16 protein-coding genes and 6 pseudogenes are annotated in these 20150 nt (G+C 66.8%); 13 read left to right on the forward strand and 9 right to left on the reverse strand.

Annotation, left to right across the window (positions count from 1 at the left end):
* Nucleotides 1-396: 396 nt before the first annotated feature.
* Nucleotides 397-1086, forward strand: a complete 690-nt coding sequence (locus JO379_RS01170) for a class I SAM-dependent methyltransferase (RefSeq protein ID WP_209513349.1) — start codon at nt 397-399, stop codon at nt 1084-1086.
* Between the two features lie 112 nt (nt 1087-1198).
* Nucleotides 1199-2272 (forward strand): family 2 encapsulin nanocompartment cargo protein terpene cyclase, encoded by a 1074-nt coding sequence (locus JO379_RS01175; protein WP_307841843.1) that lies wholly within the window; start codon nt 1199-1201, stop codon nt 2270-2272.
* Between the two features lie 396 nt (nt 2273-2668).
* On the opposite strand, the gene JO379_RS01180 is transcribed toward JO379_RS01175, so the two are convergent.
* The gene (locus JO379_RS01180) at nt 2669-3469 is read right to left on the reverse strand and encodes a transposase family protein (protein ID WP_209518411.1); all 801 of its coding nucleotides are present in this window, start codon (nt 3467-3469) and stop codon (nt 2669-2671) included.
* 82 nt (nt 3470-3551) lie between these two features.
* Here JO379_RS01180 and JO379_RS01185 point away from each other — a divergent pair, with 82 nt between their 5' ends.
* The 6 genes and pseudogenes from JO379_RS01185 to JO379_RS01210 all read left to right on the forward strand — a co-directional run bounded on the left by JO379_RS01185 (nt 3552) and on the right by JO379_RS01210 (nt 9139).
* Entirely contained in the window at nt 3552-3821 is a 270-nt protein-coding gene (locus JO379_RS01185; protein ID WP_209513351.1) for a hypothetical protein, read from the forward strand.
* Nucleotides 3822-3872: 51 nt separating this feature from the next.
* Nucleotides 3873-5111: an IS21 family transposase gene (gene istA / locus JO379_RS01190; RefSeq protein WP_209513352.1), complete on the forward strand. Its 1239-nt coding sequence runs from the start codon at nt 3873-3875 to the stop codon at nt 5109-5111.
* Complete coding sequence (istB, locus tag JO379_RS01195) at nt 5108-5917, forward strand: IS21-like element helper ATPase IstB (RefSeq protein WP_209513353.1); 810 nt, start codon at nt 5108-5110, stop codon at nt 5915-5917. Before istA ends, istB begins: the two co-directional genes overlap by 4 nt.
* Nucleotides 5918-5984: 67 nt before the next feature.
* A complete protein-coding gene (locus JO379_RS01200; protein ID WP_209513354.1) occupies nt 5985-6185 on the forward strand; it encodes a hypothetical protein in 201 nt (66 codons plus the stop codon).
* A gap of 296 nt (nt 6186-6481) precedes the next feature.
* The gene (locus JO379_RS01205; protein ID WP_209513355.1) at nt 6482-7513 is read left to right on the forward strand and encodes a terpene synthase family protein; all 1032 of its coding nucleotides are present in this window, start codon (nt 6482-6484) and stop codon (nt 7511-7513) included.
* A 622-nt stretch (nt 7514-8135) separates the two neighbouring features.
* Nucleotides 8136-9139, forward strand: a pseudogene (locus JO379_RS01210) (IS5 family transposase).
* Nucleotides 9140-9176: 37 nt separating this feature from the next.
* Here JO379_RS01210 and JO379_RS01215 read toward each other — a convergent pair.
* Nucleotides 9177-10775: pseudogene (locus JO379_RS01215) on the reverse strand (ISAzo13 family transposase).
* Between the two features lie 322 nt (nt 10776-11097).
* Nucleotides 11098-11391, reverse strand: a complete 294-nt coding sequence (locus JO379_RS01220; RefSeq protein WP_209513356.1) for a hypothetical protein — start codon at nt 11389-11391, stop codon at nt 11098-11100.
* Between the two features lie 72 nt (nt 11392-11463).
* Between JO379_RS01220 and JO379_RS01225 the strand changes: the two are divergent.
* The 4 genes and pseudogenes from JO379_RS01225 to JO379_RS01245 all read left to right on the forward strand — a co-directional run.
* A pseudogene (locus JO379_RS01225) lies at nt 11464-11657 on the forward strand (transposase family protein); the annotation flags it as partial.
* A 56-nt stretch (nt 11658-11713) separates the two neighbouring features.
* Nucleotides 11714-12394: pseudogene (locus JO379_RS01230) on the forward strand (transposase family protein).
* Between the two features lie 207 nt (nt 12395-12601).
* Nucleotides 12602-13642 (forward strand): hypothetical protein, encoded by a 1041-nt coding sequence (locus JO379_RS01235; RefSeq protein ID WP_209513357.1) that lies wholly within the window; start codon nt 12602-12604, stop codon nt 13640-13642.
* A gap of 648 nt (nt 13643-14290) precedes the next feature.
* Nucleotides 14291-14449 (forward strand): annotated as a pseudogene (locus JO379_RS01245) (transposase); the annotation flags it as partial.
* A 268-nt stretch (nt 14450-14717) separates the two neighbouring features.
* On the opposite strand, the gene JO379_RS33010 reads toward JO379_RS01245, so the two are convergent.
* The 5 genes and pseudogenes from JO379_RS33010 to JO379_RS01260 all read right to left on the reverse strand — a co-directional run bounded on the left by JO379_RS33010 (nt 14718) and on the right by JO379_RS01260 (nt 17249).
* A complete protein-coding gene (locus tag JO379_RS33010; protein WP_245381327.1) occupies nt 14718-14846 on the reverse strand; it encodes a transposase in 129 nt (42 codons plus the stop codon).
* A gap of 636 nt (nt 14847-15482) precedes the next feature.
* Nucleotides 15483-16112 carry an IS630 family transposase gene (locus tag JO379_RS01250; RefSeq protein ID WP_209513359.1) on the reverse strand — a complete coding sequence of 210 codons (630 nt, stop codon included), beginning with the start codon at nt 16110-16112 and terminating at the stop codon, nt 15483-15485.
* A pseudogene (locus tag JO379_RS34030) lies at nt 16091-16207 on the reverse strand (helix-turn-helix domain-containing protein); the annotation flags it as partial. The gene JO379_RS01250 and the pseudogene JO379_RS34030, both read right to left, overlap by 22 nt.
* 87 nt (nt 16208-16294) lie before the next feature.
* A complete protein-coding gene (locus tag JO379_RS01255) occupies nt 16295-16495 on the reverse strand; it encodes a helix-turn-helix domain-containing protein (protein WP_209513360.1) in 201 nt (66 codons plus the stop codon).
* 391 nt (nt 16496-16886) lie between these two features.
* Complete coding sequence (locus tag JO379_RS01260; RefSeq protein WP_209513361.1) at nt 16887-17249, reverse strand: hypothetical protein; 363 nt, start codon at nt 17247-17249, stop codon at nt 16887-16889.
* A gap of 231 nt (nt 17250-17480) precedes the next feature.
* Here JO379_RS01260 and JO379_RS01265 point away from each other — a divergent pair, with 231 nt between their 5' ends.
* A complete protein-coding gene (locus tag JO379_RS01265) occupies nt 17481-18683 on the forward strand; it encodes an IS110 family RNA-guided transposase (protein WP_209513362.1) in 1203 nt (400 codons plus the stop codon).
* A 232-nt stretch (nt 18684-18915) separates the two neighbouring features.
* Here the strand turns inward: JO379_RS01265 and JO379_RS01270 are convergent, their stop codons facing one another.
* Nucleotides 18916-19920, reverse strand: coding sequence for a methyltransferase domain-containing protein (locus tag JO379_RS01270; RefSeq protein WP_307841844.1), 1005 nt, complete (start codon nt 19918-19920; stop codon nt 18916-18918).
* Between the last annotated feature and the right edge of the window lie 230 nt (nt 19921-20150).

Below are 20150 nucleotides of genomic sequence, written 5' to 3' on the forward strand. Positions count from 1 at the left end.
ACTCTTGCGGAAACGCGCTGATACAGCCCCGAAACTCATCCATCCTCCGATCCGGCAAGTCAACGACTCGGCGTGGCATGAGTGCGGCAATATGCTGACCTGAGGCAATGCCAGCATTCTTTCAGGGCCCGAGAAATGACATCACCCAGCACAAGAGATTCACGAACTGATCCGTGAGCATACGTAATCATTCCACACCCACAGAAACCGGAGGTGCCGCCCATGCCCCCTCCTGAACCAGCCTCACCGGCCGCACCAGTGGGAACCAACGGGGCCAAGAGGGAAACCCGAGAGGAGGGACGGTACGGCGAAGCGGCATTCCGGTCCGACGGTCCCGCGGAACCTGACAGGCTCGATGCCCTCGCGGACGCATACGACCCCGTCAGTCACGATATCTTGCAATCCATCGGCCTCAAGCCCGGATGGCGCTGCATCGAAGCAGGCGCCGGCCCCGGACACATGACCAGATGGATCGCTCGAAAGGCCGCCCCGGCAGAGGTGACCGCAGTCGATCTCGATACAGCCGCGCTGGCCCGGCTCACCGAGCCCAACATCCGCACGGTCTGCGCCGACCTCACCCAGTCCCTGACCGCAGACGTCGTGGCACCCGCCTCATTCGACCTTGCCTACTCACGGTTCACGCTCCTCCACCTGCGCGAACGAGACGAGGTACTGGCCCGGATGTACGACTGGCTCACACCAGGCGGATGGCTCGTCATCAGCGACTCAACGGACTTCGCAGCCAACTCCGGCATCACGGATTACGGAACAGCCATGACCGCAATGTGGGAGACCCTGGAGAAGACCATTGGCACCAGCAGACAATGGGCGCGCCGATTCCCGGAGCAGCTCGCCCGACTCGGGCTGACAGACCTCAACCTGCACGCCTATCTCCCCGTTGCCAGGAACAGAAATGCCACAGCCGAGATCATCAGACGGACCATGATAGAGCTGCGCCAGAAAATGGTCGCCACCGGACGCATGCCAGACGAAGCACTCGCCCGCCTCCTGGACCACTTGAGCACCCCAGAATTCCTCGCATTCGGATTCCCGATGATCACAACATGGGGTCGCAAGCCTTCATGACACTCACCCGCACCTTGCAGAAAAACAACAACAACAGATTGTCGCCCCTTTTTCGCAGTCTATGCTGCCCCTTGGATGAACTGTGGCGACCCGAACCCAGGAAGGCCCACAAGTGCAAAATGCCAGCGTCCCCCCGCTTACCCCGGCCCAACAGCACGACATCAGATGCCCTCTGGTCGAGCGGGACGAAGCTGCCGGCCCATCACCTTGCAGAGGAAAGACGAGAATCTACTGCCCCACCCCGCCTCGGGACAATGGGGTCTTCGCGGCAGAGATTGACCGGCAGCTACGCGGGTGGCTGGCAGACACGGGGTTCACACCCAGCCAGGCAGATCACCTGATGGCCGCCCGATTCGGCTACGGGACCATGCTCTGCCACCCAGACACCGAGGACCTCGACAACCTCATGATCGCGGCACGGTGCATCGCCGCCGAGTATGCCATCGACGACTTGTACTGTGACGAAGCAGCCTCAGGCGCGAGACCCACGCTCCTCGGCCCACGCCTGTCACTGGCCCAGTCCGCAATCGACCCTCCGTACCTCCCCGCCGAAGAAACCTCCCATTGGAACCGGCACCGCGGCGCCGACCCCGTTCTGCGGGCAATGCACCATGCGACAGAACACCTCGCAAGCAAGGCCACACCATCTCAAATCCACCGCTTTCGGCATGAGATCGCAAACCTTTACCTTGGCTGTCACGCCGAGACGGGATGGCGCATGACCGGCCGGATGCCAACCCTGTGGGAATACATCACCAACCGCCAGCTCAACAACTTCCGCCCATGCCTGACCATCACCGACATCATCGGCGGATACGAACTTCCCGATATCGTATACGCACACCCCCAGGTACAGAAAGCCACCGCCCTGGCCTGCAACGCCGCAACATTCACCAACGACCTATACTCCTTCCACAAGGAAACCGCAACCATCGAAACACAATTCAACCTCCCTACCGTCATCGCCGCACAGCAGCACTGCAGCATTCATGAAGCATTCCACCAAGCCGCCCGGATCACGAATTCCTACGTCCACAACTTCGAAAAACATGCCACCCAACTGTGGCCCGTCGCAGAACCAGAACTACGCCGCTACCTCACCGGCCTATGGCACTGGATGGCCGGCTCCCGACTCTGGCACGCCACCGTTCCCCGCTACAACACCCCAACACCTGACTCCAGCTGAACGGTGCCAGGCATCCCGGCCTTCCGCCCCCGCTCGCACCAGCACTTCCGTTCCGCTGGCGGAGCCCAAAAGATTCCCGGCCGCCCTTTCCTGCATCTCACCCCCACATCCACTCCGCTGCCCCTATCTGACCACCGCCGAGCACCACACCGAGATGCCCGGACGCTCCACCACCTGGAACCAGATCACTCGGACACCAGCCCTCTCCACCACAGGCTGGCGCACACAGGACCGCGCGGTCCCGAGGGTCCCCACGCCATCGGCCGGAGTCCGCAGTGCCTACGACCGAGCTGGGCTGCATCGACTGTCGGCCGCCTGACAGCACTGTTCAGCGGACCCTCCTGCAAAATTAAAGGATAGAGAGTTCCGCTTGAGGGGATCATTACTGAACCTCTTTCATTCTGGATAGCTGCAGGTGAGGAGGGTGTGGACGGCCGTGACGATCCGTCCGACGCGGTTGGTGGGGCATCTGGTCCGGCGAAGGACGCGGCAGGACTTGAGGCGGGCGAAGGCGCGTTCTCCCGGAGTGCGAAGCCGGGCATGTACACGGTTGAATCGCTGGTAGTGCGGCGGTTGGATGCGGTGGTGGTAGGGGGTGCGGACGGTGGCGCCGGCTCCTTGGTAGGCGCGGTCGGCCAGGATGAGGATCTGCCGGGTGAGGCAGGCCTGGACGATGCCGTGGGCTCTGGCCGCGGTCAGGCCATGGGTCCGGCCGGGCAGCGCGCGGCAGAACCACAGCGGCGTCCCGTCAGGACGGGTGATGACCTGCACGTTCATGCCGTGCTTCTTGTGCTTCTGTGAGTAGTAGGGCTGATCCGCCTTGATGCGGTCGGCGGGGATCAGAGTGCCGTCAACGATGACGAAGTCGCCTTCACCCAGGCCCACGGGCGCCTCCCGGAGACCGGGCGCCCAGGCGGCCAGGACCTCGAGGGTTTCGTCGACGTACCTCCACGCGGTGGCTTCGGACACACCGAAACCTGCCCCGAGCTGGGCGAACGTCTCGTTCTTCCATAGATGAGCGAGCGCGAGGAGGGCTTGCTTGAAACAACCCAGCCTGCACCAGGGAGAGTCGATCTCGGTTCTGCGGGCATGCAGCAGCCATGCGACATGCTCGATGAGCTCGTGCGGGACATCGAGCATGGCAGGACACGGAACCAACGAAGCCCCCGGCATCGGTGTGATGAGTGGAATCACCACACCCACGACGGGGGCTTCGCCATGCCACACACCCTCGCTGACCTGCACATTCACCCCTCGGACAGGGGATGAAAGAGGTTCCATGACCTGTTCGCCGAATACGCCCGATATCAAGCGCCGTGGCCGGAAGGTGGCGGTCACCCGTGTGACAAACGACGTCCGCGCAATGGTGAGCCGCTCGGTGTCGCGGAGCAGCTGGCGCTACGCGTGCGACATCCACGACCGTGCCGCGTTCTTCCGGTCTCTGGCGCGCCACCGGCCCACCGTCACCACGGTGATCGACTTGACCCACGACACCCACCCGTACTGGTTGTGGGCGTCGTCTGAAAAGTGGACCAGGATCGACGTTTGAAAGTTGACCCCCTCTGGTGGTCTGGCTCGTTGGGTCAGACCGGGAGGGTGGGTGATCAGCGTGGAGGACTGGGCAGAGATCCGGCGGTTGCACCGGGCCGAGAAGATGCCGGTCAGGGCGATCGCGAGGAAGCTGGGGATCTCCAGGAACACCGTGCGGCGGGCGGTGACCAGCGACGCGCCGCCGAAGTACCAGCGGGCGGCGAAGGGCTCGATCGTGGACGCGGTCGAGCCGCAGATCCGCGAGCTGCTCGAGCAGTGGCCGGACATGCCGGCGACCGTGATCGCCGAGCGGATCGGCTGGAGCCGGAGCCTGACGGTACTCAAGGACCGCGTCCGCGAGCTGAGGCCGGCCTTCCAGCCGGTGGACCCGGCCTCGCGGACGGTCTATGAGCCGGGCGAACTCGCCCAGTGCGACCTGTGGTTCCCGCCCGCGGAGATCCCGCTCGGGTTCGGCCAGACCGGCTCCCCGCCTGTCCTGGTGATGGTCTGCGGCTACTCGCGCTGGATCAGCGCGCGGATGCTGCCGTCGCGCAACGCGGCCGATCTGATCGCCGGGCACTGGCGGCTGCTGACCGGCCTCGGAGCCGTGCCGAAGGCCCTGGTCTGGGACAACGAGGGCGCCGTCGGCTCCTGGCGGTCGGGCGGCCCGCAGCTGACGGACGACTTCGCCGCGTTCGCCGGCCTGCTCGGAATCAGGATTATTTTGTGCAAGCCCCGTGACCCCGAGGCCAAGGGACTGGTTGAAAGGGCGAACGGGTACCTGGAGACCTCGTTCCTGCCCGGCCGGGTCTTCACCTCGCCGGCGGACTTCAACGTCCAGCTCGCCGACTGGCTCACCAAGGCCAACCGGCGCCTCCACCGGACCTTGCAGGCCAGGCCCGCGGAACGGCTCGACGCCGACAAGTCCCGGATGCTCGGCATCCCGCCGATCTCCCCGCCAGGCTGGTGGAAATCCGGCCTGCGGCTGCCGCGCGACCACTACGTCCGCCTCGACACCTGCGACTACTCCGTCCACCCCCTGGCCATCGGCCGCCGGGTGGAAGTGACTGCCGACCTCGACCAGGTCCTGGTCACCTGCGACGGCACCGAAGTCGCCCGTGACACCCGCTGCTGGGCCAAGCACCAGACCCTCACCGATCCCACTCACGCGGCCGCAGCCGTCGCTGCCCGCACCACCATCAACAAGCCCGAGCCCGCCGAGAAGCTCGAGGTCGAGATGCGGTCCCTGGACACCTACGACCGGATCTTCGGCGTCATCGACGGCGGCCTCGGACCAGGAGTCGCATGACCACAGCCAGCAAGAAGTCCGCCGGCACCGGCCGGGACGTCACCTCTGAGCTCACCTTCCTCACCCGGGCGCTGAAGGCCCCCTCCCTGCGGGAGGCGGCCGGCCGGCTCGCCGAGCGAGCCCGGGCCGAGGAGTGGAGCCACGAGGAATACCTCGCCGCCTGCCTCCAGCGCGAGGTCGCCGCCCGTGACGCCCACGGCGCCAAAGGCCGCATCCGCGCGGCCCGCTTCCCCTCCCGCAAGTCTTTGGAGCATTTCGACTTCGACCACCAGCGGTCCCTGAAGCGAGAAACGATTGCTCACCTGGGAACCCTCGACTTCGTCGCGGGCAAGGAGAACGTGATCTTCCTCGGGCCGCCCGGCACCGGCAAGACCCACCTCGCCACCGGCCTCGCGATCCGGGCCTGCCAGGCCGGCCACCGCGTCGCCTTCGCCACCGCGGCCCAGTGGGTCGCCCACCTCCTGTACGCCCACAACGCGGGCAAGCTCTCCGACGAGCTCACCCGCCTCGGGCGCTATCCGGTGATCGTGGTCGACGAAGTCGGATACATCCCCTTGGAACCGGAAGCGGCCAACCTCTTCTTCCAGTTCATCTCCGGACGCTACGAACGCGCGTCCGTGATCGTGACCAGCAACAAGCCCTTCGGACGCTGGGGCGAGGTCTTCGGCGACGACACCGTCGCCGCCGCCATGATCGACCGCCTGGTCCACCACGCGGAGGTCATCAGCCTCCGCGGCGACAGCTTCCGCATGCGCGGACGCGACCTCGGACGCGTCCCACCCGCCGAGACCAGCAACAACGACTAACCCCCTTGTTATCTCACAGGCCAAACAGGGGAAGTCACTCCACCACAAGCCCAAGAAAGGATCAGCTATGCCAATTACACCTGGCCCCTTCGGCCAGGTTTCAGACCCTGTCGCCTTCCTCGACGGCACCAAGGTCACCGAACCCTTCGCCCAAATCGAGGACCCCAGGGCCCGGGCTGACGCCATGGACGCCAAGGCAACCGAGCTGCGCGGGCATGCAGACGCGCTGAACAAGGCGGCCACCAAGCTCCGCGAGGCAAGGGACTGACCAGCCCCCGGGGGCGTCCCGCTGACGCCCCCGGACAGTGACACGGCCCCTGCTGGACAGGGCCAATCGAAGTCTGGGAGTCACTTTTCGTCCGTCGACAGTGGGTCACGATTCAAACAACGACGACAGCTGGCGCCTTCGCCAGCAGGGCCCGCACCTGGCCACCGGAATCGAGGATGGCTCCCTGTCCGCCTACCTGGACGGCAGACGCCAGTGTCTGCCGATCGCTTCAGACCGGACCTGATCCGGGAAGAATCCGTGCACCGACGTATGTCCTCGCCCAAGGAGAGATGACCATGCCTATCACCCACGCGGTGCCCGGTATCGACCGATCGTTTCCCACCCTGTGCTGTCCACCGCCCGCCCGGGTCGACGAGGTTCTGGGGCGAGCGGTCAACAACCGGCTCATGGACTGGGCCGAACGTACCGGCCTCCCACCCGGCGCGGTGGCCACCCTGCGCGCAGCCGACTTCGGCCGGTACGCGATGCTACTCCATCCCGACACCGACAACCCCGAGAGCTTGCTGCTCGCGGCGCGCTGGCTGGTCGCCGTCTTCACCATCGACGACTACTGCACCGACGACCCCTGCCTGGGAGCCGACCCCGCCGCGCTCGCGGCCAGGTACGCCCTCGTCCTGCCCGCACTGGACCACCCGCCCCTGCCCGCCGAGCAGGCACCGGATCTGGCCCATGCCCTGGCCGCCGACCCCATGCTGGTGACCGTCACCTCTAGCCTCGCGCACCTGGCCCTCCACGCCACCCCCTCCCAGATCGCCCGGATCCGCCATGAATACCTCGAGCTGCTGATCGCCTGCGCGACCCAGGCGGCGTGGCACCACACCGGCCATACACCAGCCCTGTGGATGTACCTGACATCACGCTCCCTCAACAATTTCCACCCCGCCACCACACTCATCGACGTAGTGGGCGGCTACGAGGTCCCCGCCGACCTCTACTTCGAGCCCCGCGTCCGGCGCGCGACCCTGCTGGCTGCCACCTCCGCCAACATGGTCAACGACCTCTACTCAGTGGCCAAGGACCAAGCTGCCGACGCGGGCGAACTCAATTGCCCCACGGTGATCGCCGCCAGCCAGCACTGCTCCCTTGCGGAGGCGATCGACAGAACGGTCGACGTGCACAACACGCTGATGAGAGACTTCGAGACCCAGTGCCTCGAACTCGCCGACATCCAATCACCCGCCTTGCACCGCTATCTCACAGGACTGCAGACCTGGGTGGCCGGAAACCGCGAATGGCACAGTCAGAGCCCCCGCTACCACAAGACCAGCACCCCCAGAACCCCTGGGGGTGTCAGTGACTCCGTGTAACTGATCATTTCAGCGAGACGGAAAGTGTGGTGCCCGCACCGGGCGTCCCCGCAGGGGCACCACACGCCCCACCAGGCCATCCTCGCGCGCAAGGACAGCCGAGCCCTACGAGACCGCCGGCCCGGGGTCCAGGGGCACGACTAGGTACACGGCTCATACGGCCGGCCCACGGCCTCGGCTCCACCCCAGTCTCCGCCCCACAGCAAGCCCCACCCCGAAAATGAACCGAACAGGCCTGAACCGACCACCCCAGCCCAACACCCCAACTCGAGTCCACAGCCACACGCCAACGAAGAACTGCCGAACGAAAAATCCGACCGCCCCTGCGGAAGAGACACGGGTCGGCTGCCGTGCACGCCACCGCCCACCTCTGCCTCCGGCTTCGCTGAACAGAGGTGTCGGCGGACAGAACAGGCTTGCCCCCACGGGCTGATCAGGCAGAACCCCCTTGATCACGAAAAGGGGGGATTCACACATGCACGTCTCCAGGGCCAGAACAGAGTGCGGCAGATCATGAATCAAGTGATCAACGAGGCCGCCGGTCCACTAGGGGCTGTGTGGGGTTGTGATCACTTTCGGATTCCGTTCTGGTCTGGGGGCGGAATCCGGTAGGACGTTGGGTGTGACGCGTAGGCAACTCACGGATGATCAGTGGGCGTTCATCGAGCCGTACCTGCCGATAGGTGAGTACGGTCCGTACCCCCAGCGGCTGCGGGATCAGTTCGAGGGGGTGATCTGGCGGTTCCGGTCCAGCGCCCAGTGGCGGGAGATGCCTGGTGAGTTTGGCCCGTGGCCGACGGTCTACGGCCGTTTCCGGGTGTGGAGGGACGCGGGCGTCTTCAGCACGTTGCTGGAGGGCCTGATTGCCGAGACCGCCCGCCGGGGTGAGACGGACTTGTCCCTGGTCAGCGTGGACTCCACGACCGTCCGCGCCCACCACGACGCAGCCGGGATGCGCATCGACGAGGAGGTCATGGAGGCTCTGGAGAAAGCCGCTGCCGGGCAGGAGCGTGGCCGGCAGAAGGGGGCGGCCCGCAGGGACACAACGGGCAGGACGACGAGGACAGCCCCGGGCGAGACGAACGGCGACGCATCCGGCGACGCCGCAGACTTCGTCTGAACCAAGCCCTGCTGGGCAGGTCCAGGGGCGGGCTGACCAGCACAGTCCATCTCGCCGGGGACCGCAGGTGCCGGCCCCTGTCGCTCGTCCTGACCGTCGGACAGGCCGCCGACAGCCCGCAGTTCGTCCCCGTGGTTAAGAAGGTGCGTGTCCGCCTGCCCGTCGGGCGTCCCCGCACCCGGCCCGGCGCCGTCGCTGCGGACAAGGCCTATTCCTCCCGGGCCAACCGCGCCTACCTGCGGAAACGCCAGATCAAGGCTGTCATCCCGGAGAAGAGGGACCAGGCCGCCAACCGCTGGAAGAAGGGCAGCCGGGGCGGCCGGACCGTCAGCCACGACGCCGGCCTCTACAAGGAGCGGAACACCGTCAAGCGCCTGATCAACAAGCTGAAGGCCTGGCGGGGCATCGCGACCCGCTACGACAAGACACCCGAAAGCTACCTCGCAGGCCTCCACCTCCGCGCCTCGATGATCTGGATCAACGACCTCCCAAAGACACCCGGCTGATCACAACCTCACACAGTCCCTAAGGGCTCGCAGAGAATCAACATGTTGATTTGATCTCGGCGAGGCTGCTGTTCGCGAGGAACGCGGTGACGTCAGCAGGCGTGCGGAACCTGGCTGTCGAGGGTGGCATGGTGTAGCCGTGCTCGGCCAGGAGAGGCTGGATTTGGCGAACGGACCTGGTGAGGGTGCTGCCGTTGACTCCGAAAAGCTGGGCGAGCAGGTCTCGGGTGCCGAGTTTGCGCAGGTAGAGGACGGTGGCCAGGACTCTGTCGGCGGTGGTCAGCTTGTCCTTGGCCCCTGCGCCACGAGCACGGATACGCTCCCCGCCCCGCTGCTGGAGTCGTCCTTACTCACGTAACTCATCCAGTTTCTGGCCCAGTTGGCCGACGAGTTCGTCCAGCGCCGGTTCGGGCATGCCGGTCAGCTCCGGGTTGCGCAGACACCCAGGGCAGGGCTGCGGGGAGGGGCCGCCGGCTGACCGTAGGTTTTTGGCTGCGCTGGTGGTGTCGCGAGGTTGAGGGTGGAGAGTGTAGTTCCAGTCGCCGTGGAAGCGGTGCCGGTGCATGGGCAGGGCGTCGATGTCGTTGTCGGTGACCTTGATGCCGGTGTCGTAGGTGCCTGGGTCGAGTTCGGCGTGGACTTTCAGCCCGGTGCGGGTGGTGGTCGCTGCGATGCTGTTCACGATGACGTCGTGGCTGGTCAGCGGGCGACCGCGCCAGTTCATGGAGATGTGGGAGAACAGCCGGTGCTCGATCTTGTTCCACTTCGAGGTGCCCGGCGGCATGTGGCAGACCGTGATGTCCAAGCCCGTCTCGACGGCCAGGGCCGCGAGTTCAGTCTTCCAGGCACGCGTGCGGTAGCCGTTGGACCCGCCTGCGTCCGCAGTGATCAGCAGACTGGTGGCGGCCGGATAGTCGTGCCGACCTCGGGCCTGCCACCAACGGCGAATGGAGGCGACGGCGAACGCGGCGGTGTCGTGATCAGTGCCGACGCCAACCCAGCCGGTATTCGCGGCGATGTCATAGATCCCGTACGGGATCGCCTTGCCCGGTCCCTGCCGGTCGAGGAAATCGTGCGTCTTGACCCGTACCGGCTCACGGGCCGGCCGCCACTGGTGTCCTGCGTTCTTGTAGTCGCCGACGAGTTCCTTCTTCTTCGTGTCCACACTGATCACCGGCTGCCCGCCGACCATGTGCTCTCTCGCCCGCTCGTTGATGTAGCGGAACTGGGCGTCACGGTCCGGATGCTGCTTCCCCTCGATGGTCTTGGCGCCGGCCTGCAGGCTGAAGCCCTCCTCACGCAGCAGGTCTCCGACCGTGTCCGCGCTCACCCTGTGCCCCTGATGGGTGAGCGCGGCCGCGAGGTTCCTGGTCGACTTCACCGTCCAGCGCAATGGCGATACCGGATCGCCCCGCTCGTCAGGTTCCACCAGTGCCAGCAGCGCGGGCCGCAGACCCGGATCAAGGTCCACGGCCCTTTTCCGACCACCATGGGGCCTACGTACCCGTCCCAAAGGCGCCTCGCCGGCCTCCAACTCGTCCACTCCCTTCCGGACCGTCGCCTCGCTGACCTTGGCCGCCCGCGCGACCGCCCGGATACCGCCGTGACCCAGGATCCGAGCCTCGGCCCCCATCATTAGCCGCCGCTGCCGCTCGTCCAGATGCGGAGACAACACCCCGAACTTGATGGCGAGTTAATCTCGAGTCTCGTCAGGTATGCGCATACCACGTGAACGAGCTCGCCTGTGGGAAGCAACATGTTGATTCTCTGCGAGCCCTAAGACGTCCTTGATCTGTTCCTTGAGTTCCTCGCGTCCCGCACGGACCGCGGCGAGGGCGCGAACCGGCGTTTCCTGGATGCGTAGTAGGTGGCAGGGGCGATCTCGCAGCCGTGCTGAGTGAGCACGCGGCAGATCGGCTCGACACCGCCGAAGCGGTGCCGGTACTCGTCGATGAACGCTACGAGCGTGTCAGTGGCCGGTCGAGCTCGGCCGCGAAGAAGCTCGCTACGGCCTTCAAGATCTCGTTCGCCCGCTTCAGCTCGGTAATCTCCTTCTTCATCGCCTTGACCTGCGCGGGCTCCTCCGTCGTCGTCCCCAGTCGGGCACCGCTGTCGATCTGGTCCCGGCGGATCCATTTGCGCAGCGTCTCGGTTGTCCCGATCCCCAGCTTGGCGGCGACCGCCTTGATCGCGGACCACTCGTGTCGTACTGAGGCCGCGCTGCGGCGACCATGCAGACTGCTCGTTTGCACAGCTCAAGGGGGTAAGCGGAAGGGCGTGCCATGACTCAGTCCTCTCAAATGATCGAGTCCCTACCTAACCCGGAACGGTTCAGGAAGCACGGGATGAACGTGCAGGTCATCGCCTGTTCGGATGGCACCCCTCTCTGGTTCTCCCGCGCGATGCCGGGCCGGACCCACGACCTCACCGCACCCTTGCCCACGGGATCGTGCAGAGCTGTCTCACCCGGGGCACCCTGGTCCTGGCCGACCGCGCGTACCAGGGCGCCGGCGCCACGGGCCTCGTTGGTTGTCTATCCTGCCGCGCTGGCCGCATGGGTTGGTGGAGTGGGTGATGATGCTGGTCGTCACCCGTGAGGCTACCCGCAGGTGCAAAGTCCCGGCACCAGCGCGGGCATTGGTGGCCCTGGTCCACCTACGTGAGCACACCACGCTGGGCCAAGCCGGCCGCCGGGCTCGGCATCAGCGAGGCCACCGCCCACACCTACGTACGCAGTGTGACCAAACTCCTCGCGGCACGGGCCCCGTCCCTGACCCGCCCGGCGCCGAACCCGCTTCGAGGACGGCACCATCGCCGAGTGCGACCGGGCGACTGTGAGACGGACTACTCCAGCAAGGCCCGCCGGCACGGCGCGAACATCCAGGCCGTCACCGGACCAGCCGGGGGAACTCCTCTGGTACTCGCCGACCCTGCACGGCAGGACCGTCGACATTACTGCGGCCCGCACCCGCCACATCGTCATGGCATGTGAAAGCCTGCGGATTCCGGTCCTCGCCGACAAGGCCTACACGGGAGCCGGCGGCACCGTCCAGGTGCCCTTCAAAACGCCCCCTCGAACGGCCCCTCACCGCCAGACAAGCGGCCGTCAACCGCGCACACGCCCGGCTCCGCTCCCCCGTCGAGCGGGCCTTCGCCCGCCTCAAGCAAGGGCGGATCTTCCGCAAAGCCCGCACCGGCCCCAATCGACTCACGTCAATCGTGAGGGCCGTCCACACTCTGGAGCAGCATCGCTGAGGATCCATAATCAGCCGGCTTCACTCCGAGCGCCCCCTTCGCGCGCCCTCCTCACCCACCACAAGACCAGTACCGTAAAAGGGCCCCCGGAAACCGCGAGCCACCTGAGCGCCCATCAATTCAGCAAACCCACGGGGCTGCTGGATCACGGGGTGGAAGAGGGTCGCTGCGACACCTTCCCATTCACATCAGCTGAAGGAAACCGTCATGAGTAAGTACGTCCTGTGCGCCAGCTTGCCGCTTCGTATCTGGACCATCGACACCAGCGCAAACACCGCCACCGGCACAGCCCCCCTGAACCAGGAACAAATGGACCCTGCTCACAGGCCATGGCCGTTCACCTTCGTGGCGGATGGCCCGCGGGATTTGGTCTACCACATCAATGGCGGCGCCAGTGTCGTCGAGATCGATGTCAGCAACCCCAAGGCCCCGACCGTGACCCAGCTGAAGACGAACAAAGGGGTGAACCTGATGTGCGCAGCTCTCGCCGGCGGCTTCGGGCAGCCCTCCCACGTCGACCAGCGTCTGTATGCCGGCGGCAGTGACGGGTTCATCTACACCTTTCCGCTGGACTCCAGCGGAAAGACCCGCAAGACAACGTCCGACCCCGCACCCTACGAAGTCCTGGAAGCCCACAACAGGCCCATCATCGATCTCGCCATCACCTCCGACGGCACCCACGCCTTCGCCCTCATCCAAAGCAACGACGGCAAAGCCGCCGCCGTCACCAAAGACCTCAAACCCATGCCCCACAACCCACAAAGTCACTACTACGCCGACCGCCCCCAATGGGACACCATCCCCAACCCCGCCAGTATCAGCCTCACCCCCGACGAACGCTACCTCATCGTCACTGCCTACGGCTCAAACATGTGCACTATCATCGACACGAAGACAACCGAATCCCACCAACGCTATCTCGCCAGCGGCGTCGCGACCGCACCCAGGCCAGTACGTGTTGACGACTCTACCGCCTATTTTTGCACCCTCGGAGACTTCCATAAAATTGACCTCGCCAGCGGAGAGGCAAAGTCTGAGGTTAATCCTGGATTGGCTGGCGTAGTCGGAGCCGGGGATAAGCATGTGCTGCTCACCCTGTTCGACCAGCACAAGAAGGGAACGAATGTTTATTCATGTTCCCTCTTTAGCTATGACGGGAAGGAGCGAGTGGATATGCCAGCGATGGATTTCGGCCCCGCCTACTTGCCGTGGTTGCTTCTTGAAACAAATCTGCTGCTCGAGGTCTGATTGCCGGGCTGCTAGGAAGTGTTTGAGATGTGGTCACAGCGACTGCCGTCTCAACGTGAGTTGGACGGCCGTTTCGTAGTGGACGGCGAGTTTGTCGTGTCTGGTGGCCACGCCCCGGGCCTGCTTGAGCAGCCCGATCCGGCACTCAACCTTGTGCCTGTGCTTGTAGGCTTCGCGGTCGAAGCCGGGCGGCCGCCCGCCGAGCCCCGGCGGAGCTGGTGGCCGGCCTGGTCGCGCTTCTCCGGGATCCGCCCGCGGCGCAGGTGGGCACGGATCGCGCGCGAGGGACACGCGCGGGCGGCGATCACGCGGGAGGGCCGGGTGCGTGGGCGTCCGCTGCCCGTCCTGCGACGCGGATCTGAGGCGGGTGAACTGCGGGGCGTCCCCGTGCTCCGCCGGTGGCTGTGACTGCCCGGACGTGGCCGGAGGCATCCGCCGCCAGGTGGATGGAGCTTGGTGCTCATGCCCCCGCGGGAACGCCCGAGCGTGTGGTCGTCCGGCTCGGCCGCCAGGTAGTTCGAGTGCGTCCGGCCCGGATCGTGATCCCATTTTTCCTCGCCCGGCAGCGTGCTGGTGAGCCCGGCACATGGTCCAGTCGACGAAAACCTCCCACTCGATCACGCCCACCTGCAGCTCTTCCAGGACGCCGGCCCAGGTGCCGGCGATCCTGATGAGACGCTGTTCGCCGTGATCGTGTATGTGCTGGTGAGTGGGTGTGCGTGGCGGTCGCTGCCGCCGTGCTTCGGGGTGTCGAAGTCGACGGCTCACCGCCGGTTTCTCATCTGGTCCAGGGCTGGGGTGTGGGGCGAGGGGCGCCCCAGTTCTGGTCGACGGGTTCCTCGCCCCATGCTGGAACTGGAAGGCCGCTGAACAGCTCTTCTCCGGCAAGCAATGCCGCACCGGCCACAACATCCAGGTGATGGCTACGGCGGGGTGAGTGCGAGTCCGGTTTCGGTGATGAAGCCATCGAGGAGGTGGGGGTGGTACTGCATCCGTTTGAGCCGGTCCTGGTGTGTGCGGCGAGCTGGTCGGTGGTGCCGGCGGCGAGGTTGCCCAGGCTCTTTTTGAGGTGGGCTCATACGCTCTCGGCCGGGTTGAGGTCCGGTGCATAGGTGGAAAGGCGGAAGAGGGTCGGCCAGCTCTCGCAGATGGCCAGCAGTTCCCGCATCGCGGTGTCCTTGTGCTGGGTGGATTTGTCCCACACGAGCACAAGGTTCCCGCCGAGGTACGAACCGCGCCCCGGCAACCGCACCCGCTTCGAGTGGTTGGGCGACACCCCCTGACCCCCACCGCTCCGGCATGGGGCCGGCAGCGGCAGACCAGCCGCCAACAGGCCTATACCTGTGTCAACATGCCGGTGGGCTCCCGGGCGGGGGCGCCCGGCGTGCCCGCTCCCGTCTCCGGTCACGCTTCGTCCCCGAGATGCGGGGCGCGCCCGGGGACAATTCCTGTACCTCCATCACTCGCGTGTCCTGGACGTCGACCGCGGGCCCGCGGCCTGGTGTCCGTGCTGGTGATGTCGGTTTCCCAGAGCAGATGGACACTCCGGGGGCGAGGGAGTGGCTGCGGGTCGTCCTTCCCCTACCCCCGGCACGGTGCACGCCGCGGCCTCCGGCAGGTACAACGGCCGTCCGGGCCGTGGGTCGCGAGTGGCCCGCCACCCACGTGACCTCTACACGAGCCCCGTCGCCGGCACCGGACCGTCGGGGGTGCGCAGCCACACGTGCTGTCCGGTCTTGGTGACGGTGAGGCCGAACTCGAACAGCTCCGGCCGCCCGGCCCGGTACGAAAGGTCGCCTCCCGCTTACAGCAGGCCCCGGGAGCATCCCGGCCAAGCGGCTCACGGCGGGCCGTTCAGGGCTGTCCCGTACCTGGCCCTCACACCGGAGAAGCGGCGGGTCTGGTGGGCGAGGTCGTCCACGGAGCGGGCGCGTGCGGCGTGCACGTGATGCTTGAGGTCCGCGTTCAGCAGCTCGTCGGGATTCGGCTCCGGGCTGTAGCCGGGCATCAGGTGCAGCTCGACGCGTTCGGTGTTGGCGGCGAGCCAGGTGCGGACGGCATTGGAACGGTGGACGGGGTGCCGGTCGGCGATCACGTGGACCTTGCGGCCGGCCTGGCGGGCGAGCCGGTCCAGGAACGCGGTGAACACCTTCGCGGTGAACTTCTGGGTGTACACGGTGAAGTGCAGGGTGCCGCGGGAGGCGATCGCGGACATGATGTTCACCCTGAACCGGCGCCCGGACACCCGCACGATCGGGGTCTGGCCCTTCGGGGCCCAGGAGGTGCCGGGCGGGGCGGTGTCCGAGCGCAGACCGCACTGGTCAGCCCAGGCCACGACCGCGTTCTCGGTCTTCGCCCGGGCGGCGATGGCCGGGTACTCCTCGCGCAGCCAGGCGTCCACCTTCGCCTGGTCCTGACGGTAGGAACGCCGGGCCGGCGCTGCGGGGAGAAGCTGTGCCGGCGCAACCACTGGCCCACGCCCTGTTCGGTCATGGCGGCCCCGACAATCATCCGGATCAGAGCCGCGACCAGCTTGCGGGGCCACAATGGCCCGCCGATCAGCAAGATCCTCCGGGGTGTAGCCTGCCATCGACTGGAAGACCACCGCCCGGTCCCCGGCGCTGATCAGCTCGCCCGGCCCGGAGCGGGACTTCACCGGCGCCGCGAGCCCCGCCCGCCCCAGGCCTGGTACTTGCGCCACCAGCTGCCCACCGACCGCTCCGCGACACCGAACACCTCAGCCGCCTGCCGGTAACCCCGCACCCGCCCCGACTCCAGCGCGGCCACCACCCGCAGCCGCAGCACTTCCTGAGCGGCAGGCCCCAGGCGCCGCGCATCCCCCAGCTCGCTCACACACCCCCAACGACCAAGGCCACCAGATCGTTTCGGTTCAATATGCGAGGTCAGTTGCCGGTTACACCCAGGGGACCGGTGGGTGGTGGTGGCCCTTCGACGCCTACCAGTCCCCTGCATGCCCAGGAGCTTTTGCAGCGTCTCCACGGCGGCAGACCCGCATCCCGGCGGCTCGGCCTGGCAGGTGCCACTGCGCAGGGCCGTTCCGGCCTGACGGAAGGGTGGGAGAAGTTCAGGGGACCGGCCAGGACGGGCCGCTGCCATCCCCGGCCCAGACGGTTTCGGTACCCAGGCCGATGGTCACGCCGAGGTCTGTGAGGGCCAGCGCCCCTACTCCCCGCCAGGTAGCCATCGCGGTCTGGGCTTCGTCCAGGAGCCGTCGCGGCCCCCACTAGCGTCCCTGTCCTTTCCCGGGTTTCCACGCGGCCCACGCGGAGTCGTCCTGGGCTTCGAACCACCATGTCTTCTCGCCGAAGCTGATGCGCGTTGTGGGGACGAGGACATGAAAGAGGAACTCCGCACCGTGATCGCTCTCCAGCGGTGTCAGGTCGGTGTCGGTGCGGACCTTTTCGGCTTCGGCGAGGGTGGAGTTGATGACGGGCCGCATGTCCACCGCGTCCGCTTCCCGCTGACCGCGCAGGACCATGAAAGACATGGCGTCCACGACCGGCCCGCTCGCCGTCCTGCCGTCATCCGCGGCCACCAGGCGGAGCAGGGCCAGGCCCCGGTAGGGCGTGACGATCAGCCCCCCCATTACCTTCTTGGTGGCCCCGCAATGGGGCGCCTGGCCTCCGGAGTTGGCATGACTGTCTCCCCCTGTCGAACACATGGCCTGGGGGGTGGTGTCACCGGCTCCGGAGGCATCGACAGACCGCTGATTAGGGGCATGACCACCGGCTTGTCCGCAGGTCGGGAGGCTCTTCGTAATGTGGATGTGGCGATCGGTGACATAGGACGGCCGGGCGGGAACTACCGAAGGACGCACGTGATCGACGTCAGCGACATCGGCGCCTTGCTCGGCCTGGACGTCGGCAAGGGCGAACACCACGCCACCGCCGTCACCCCGGCCGGGAAGAAGGCCTTCGACAAGCGGCTGCCCAACAGCGAACCCAAGCTCCGGGAGGTGTCCGGCAAGCTGCAGGCCAAGCACGGGGCCGTGCTCGTGGTAGTCGACCAGCCGGCCTCGATCGGGGCCCTGCCGCTGGCGGTCGCCCGGGACATGGGCTGCCCGGTCGCCTATCTGCCGGGCCTGACGATGCGGCGGATCGCCGACCTCTATCCCGGCGAGGCCAAGACCGACGCGAGAGACGCGTTCGTCATCGCGGATGCAGCCCGCGTCATGCCGCACACGCTCCGCTCGGTCGACCTCGAAGACGAGACCGTCGCCGAGCTGGAGATGATCGTCGGCTTCGACGACGACCTGGCCAGCGAAGCCACCCGCGTCAGCAACCGGCTCCGCGGCCTGCTCACCCAGATCCACCCGCACCTGGAACGGATCCTCGGTCCGCGCATCCAGCACCCCGCCGTGCTCACGCTGCTGGAACGGTTCGGGTCCCCGGCCCAAATCCGCAAGGCCGGACGCCGAAGGCTCGTGACCCTGCTGCGGCCGAAGGCACCGCGGATGGCCCAACGACTGGTCGAGGACATCTTCACCGCCCTTGACGAACAGACCGTCGTCGTTCCCGGCACGGACGCGGCCGCACTGATCGTCCCCAGCCTGGCCGGGTCGCTGACCGCCGTCCCTGACCAGCGCAAACTACTTGCCACGAGGATCGAGGAACTGCTGGACGCCCACCCTCTTTCCAAGGTCCTGACCTCGATGCCGGGCATCGGCGTCAGGACCGGAGCCAGGATCCTCATCGACGTCGGCGACGGCAGCTCGTTCCCCTCCGCCGCCCACCTCGCCGCCTACGCCGGCCTCGCCCCGGCAACCCGCAGCTCGGGTTCGTCGATCCGCGGCGAACAACCGTCCCGGCGCGGAAACAAGCAGCTCAAACGGGCCTTCTTCCTCTCCGCGTTCGCGGCCCTGGCCGACCCCGCCTCCCGGGCCTACTACGACAAGAAAATCAGCCAGGGCAAGCACCACACCCAAGCACTCCACTGCCTCGCAAGACGACGAGCCGACGTGCTCTGCGCGATGCTCCGCGACGGCACCTTCTACGCACTCCAACCCGCCCCATCAGCTTGACCAAACCCATAGGGGCACCCCCCGCCCCAGGTGACTATCTAGTCGACATTGACGCGGACCTGAGCGCCGTGGTCATTGCGTATGTCGGTGCGGCATCGACTTGGAAGATCCCAGACTGGTTGGATTCTGCCCGCTGGTCGGCGTGGCGGCGAATCACGCCGTCACCGTCGTCGTGCCAGCCCAGTGCCGCAGCAGGCGGCCGCGTTTGCGCGCAGCTTCGAGCGAGCCCCGTTCACCGCGGGTTCACCGAGCCAGTGGTGTCCCAGGTTGGTTCGCGAACCGGGGGCGGCCCGTAGGCCCCGTTACTGGGGGACTTGCACCAGGTGTACTGCCGGTGAGCCGAGACCGTCATGCCGAAGTCCCACAAGGAAGGTTTTCCCTGGGCACGCCAGTACGCGATGGCTGACTGGACCTCGTCCAGGAGATGTCGCGGCCCGCCCCGGTACGCGGTCGGGATTCCCCCTCCGGGGGCGGTGATCGAGGCCCATGAGGTCCGCCCGTCGTGGAGCCAGGTGTCGACCCCGATGCCGCTCTCGCCCGGGCGGGTGATGACCGCGACGTCGGGCAGGGCGACGCGCACGGCGAAGAGGACGTCGGGCTCGCGCAGCGGGGAGAGGTCGCTGGTGAAGGGCTGCTCCTCATCAGGCGCCTGATCGCCGCGTACCTGTGCCCAGCCGCGGCGGGATGTGGCAGTGCGGCTGGGCATGAAGGCTGCCAGTCCTTGCATCCAGCCGGTCGCCGTCCGGCCGTCCTCGGCAACGGTGAGCGCCACGTGCCCGAGGCGTCCCCAGGGGGTGACGATGCGGCCGCCCGGGCGTGTCTTCTCGATCCACGACCAGGGCACGTCCTCGACGGCGTAGGTAGAGATCACCCGATCGTAGGGCGTGCCGTGGGGCCAGCCGGTGACGCCGTCGCCGGTCCGTACTGCCACTCCGGCGTGCACGGCGTCCAGCGACCGCTGTGCGGCGGCGGCCAGGCCGGCGTCCTTCTCCACGCTGGTGATGAGCCCCGGGCCGGTGCGCCAGGCCATCAGTGCGCTGTTGCGGCCCTGACCCGTCCCCAGTTCGAGGACGCGGTGCCCCGGCTCCAGCATCAGGCAGTCCAGCATGTCCGCCACGACGGCTTCGCAGGACAGGCTGGATGTGGCCGGCCCGTTGGTGACCTGGGTGATGGTGAGGTCGTCCGGTCCGCCGTACACCTCCTGCGCCCAGCGCCCTTCTGCGGTGGCACGGTCCACCGGCACATAGGCGTCGCTGTTCCAGTGCCAGACCCTCTCCGGTGCGAAGTCGTGACGCGGGCGGGCACCGGCAGCTTCCCGGACCCAGGGAGAGTCTGCTGGCCATGCTCCCCGGGCATCCATTGCCGCGGACAGCCGGGCTCGCTCCTCCTTGAACTGGGGCAACGTCTTTCCTACTTCCTGCGGGTCCCGGTGGGCGGCGGAGGCGGGGGAACCTGTCCGTCCCCGTT

The organism is Streptomyces syringium, from assembly GCF_017876625.1.
GTDB classification, from domain to species: domain Bacteria; phylum Actinomycetota; class Actinomycetes; order Streptomycetales; family Streptomycetaceae; genus Streptomyces; species Streptomyces syringius.

What these genes read in the sequence shown, in the direction of transcription:
- JO379_RS01185 (WP_209513351.1), top strand. Translation starts at nt 3,552, where the DNA reads ATGACCTGTTCGCCGAATACGCCCGATATCAAGCGCCGTGGCCGGAAG.
- istB (WP_209513353.1), top strand. Translation starts at nt 5,108, where the DNA reads ATGACCACAGCCAGCAAGAAGTCCGCCGGCACCGGCCGGGACGTCACC.
- JO379_RS01200 (WP_209513354.1), top strand. Translation starts at nt 5,985, where the DNA reads ATGCCAATTACACCTGGCCCCTTCGGCCAGGTTTCAGACCCTGTCGCC.
- JO379_RS01205 (WP_209513355.1), top strand. Translation starts at nt 6,482, where the DNA reads ATGCCTATCACCCACGCGGTGCCCGGTATCGACCGATCGTTTCCCACC.
- JO379_RS01235 (WP_209513357.1), top strand. Translation starts at nt 12,602, where the DNA reads ATGAGTAAGTACGTCCTGTGCGCCAGCTTGCCGCTTCGTATCTGGACC.
- JO379_RS01260 (WP_209513361.1), bottom strand. Translation starts at nt 17,249, where the DNA reads ATGGGGGGGCTGATCGTCACGCCCTACCGGGGCCTGGCCCTGCTCCGC.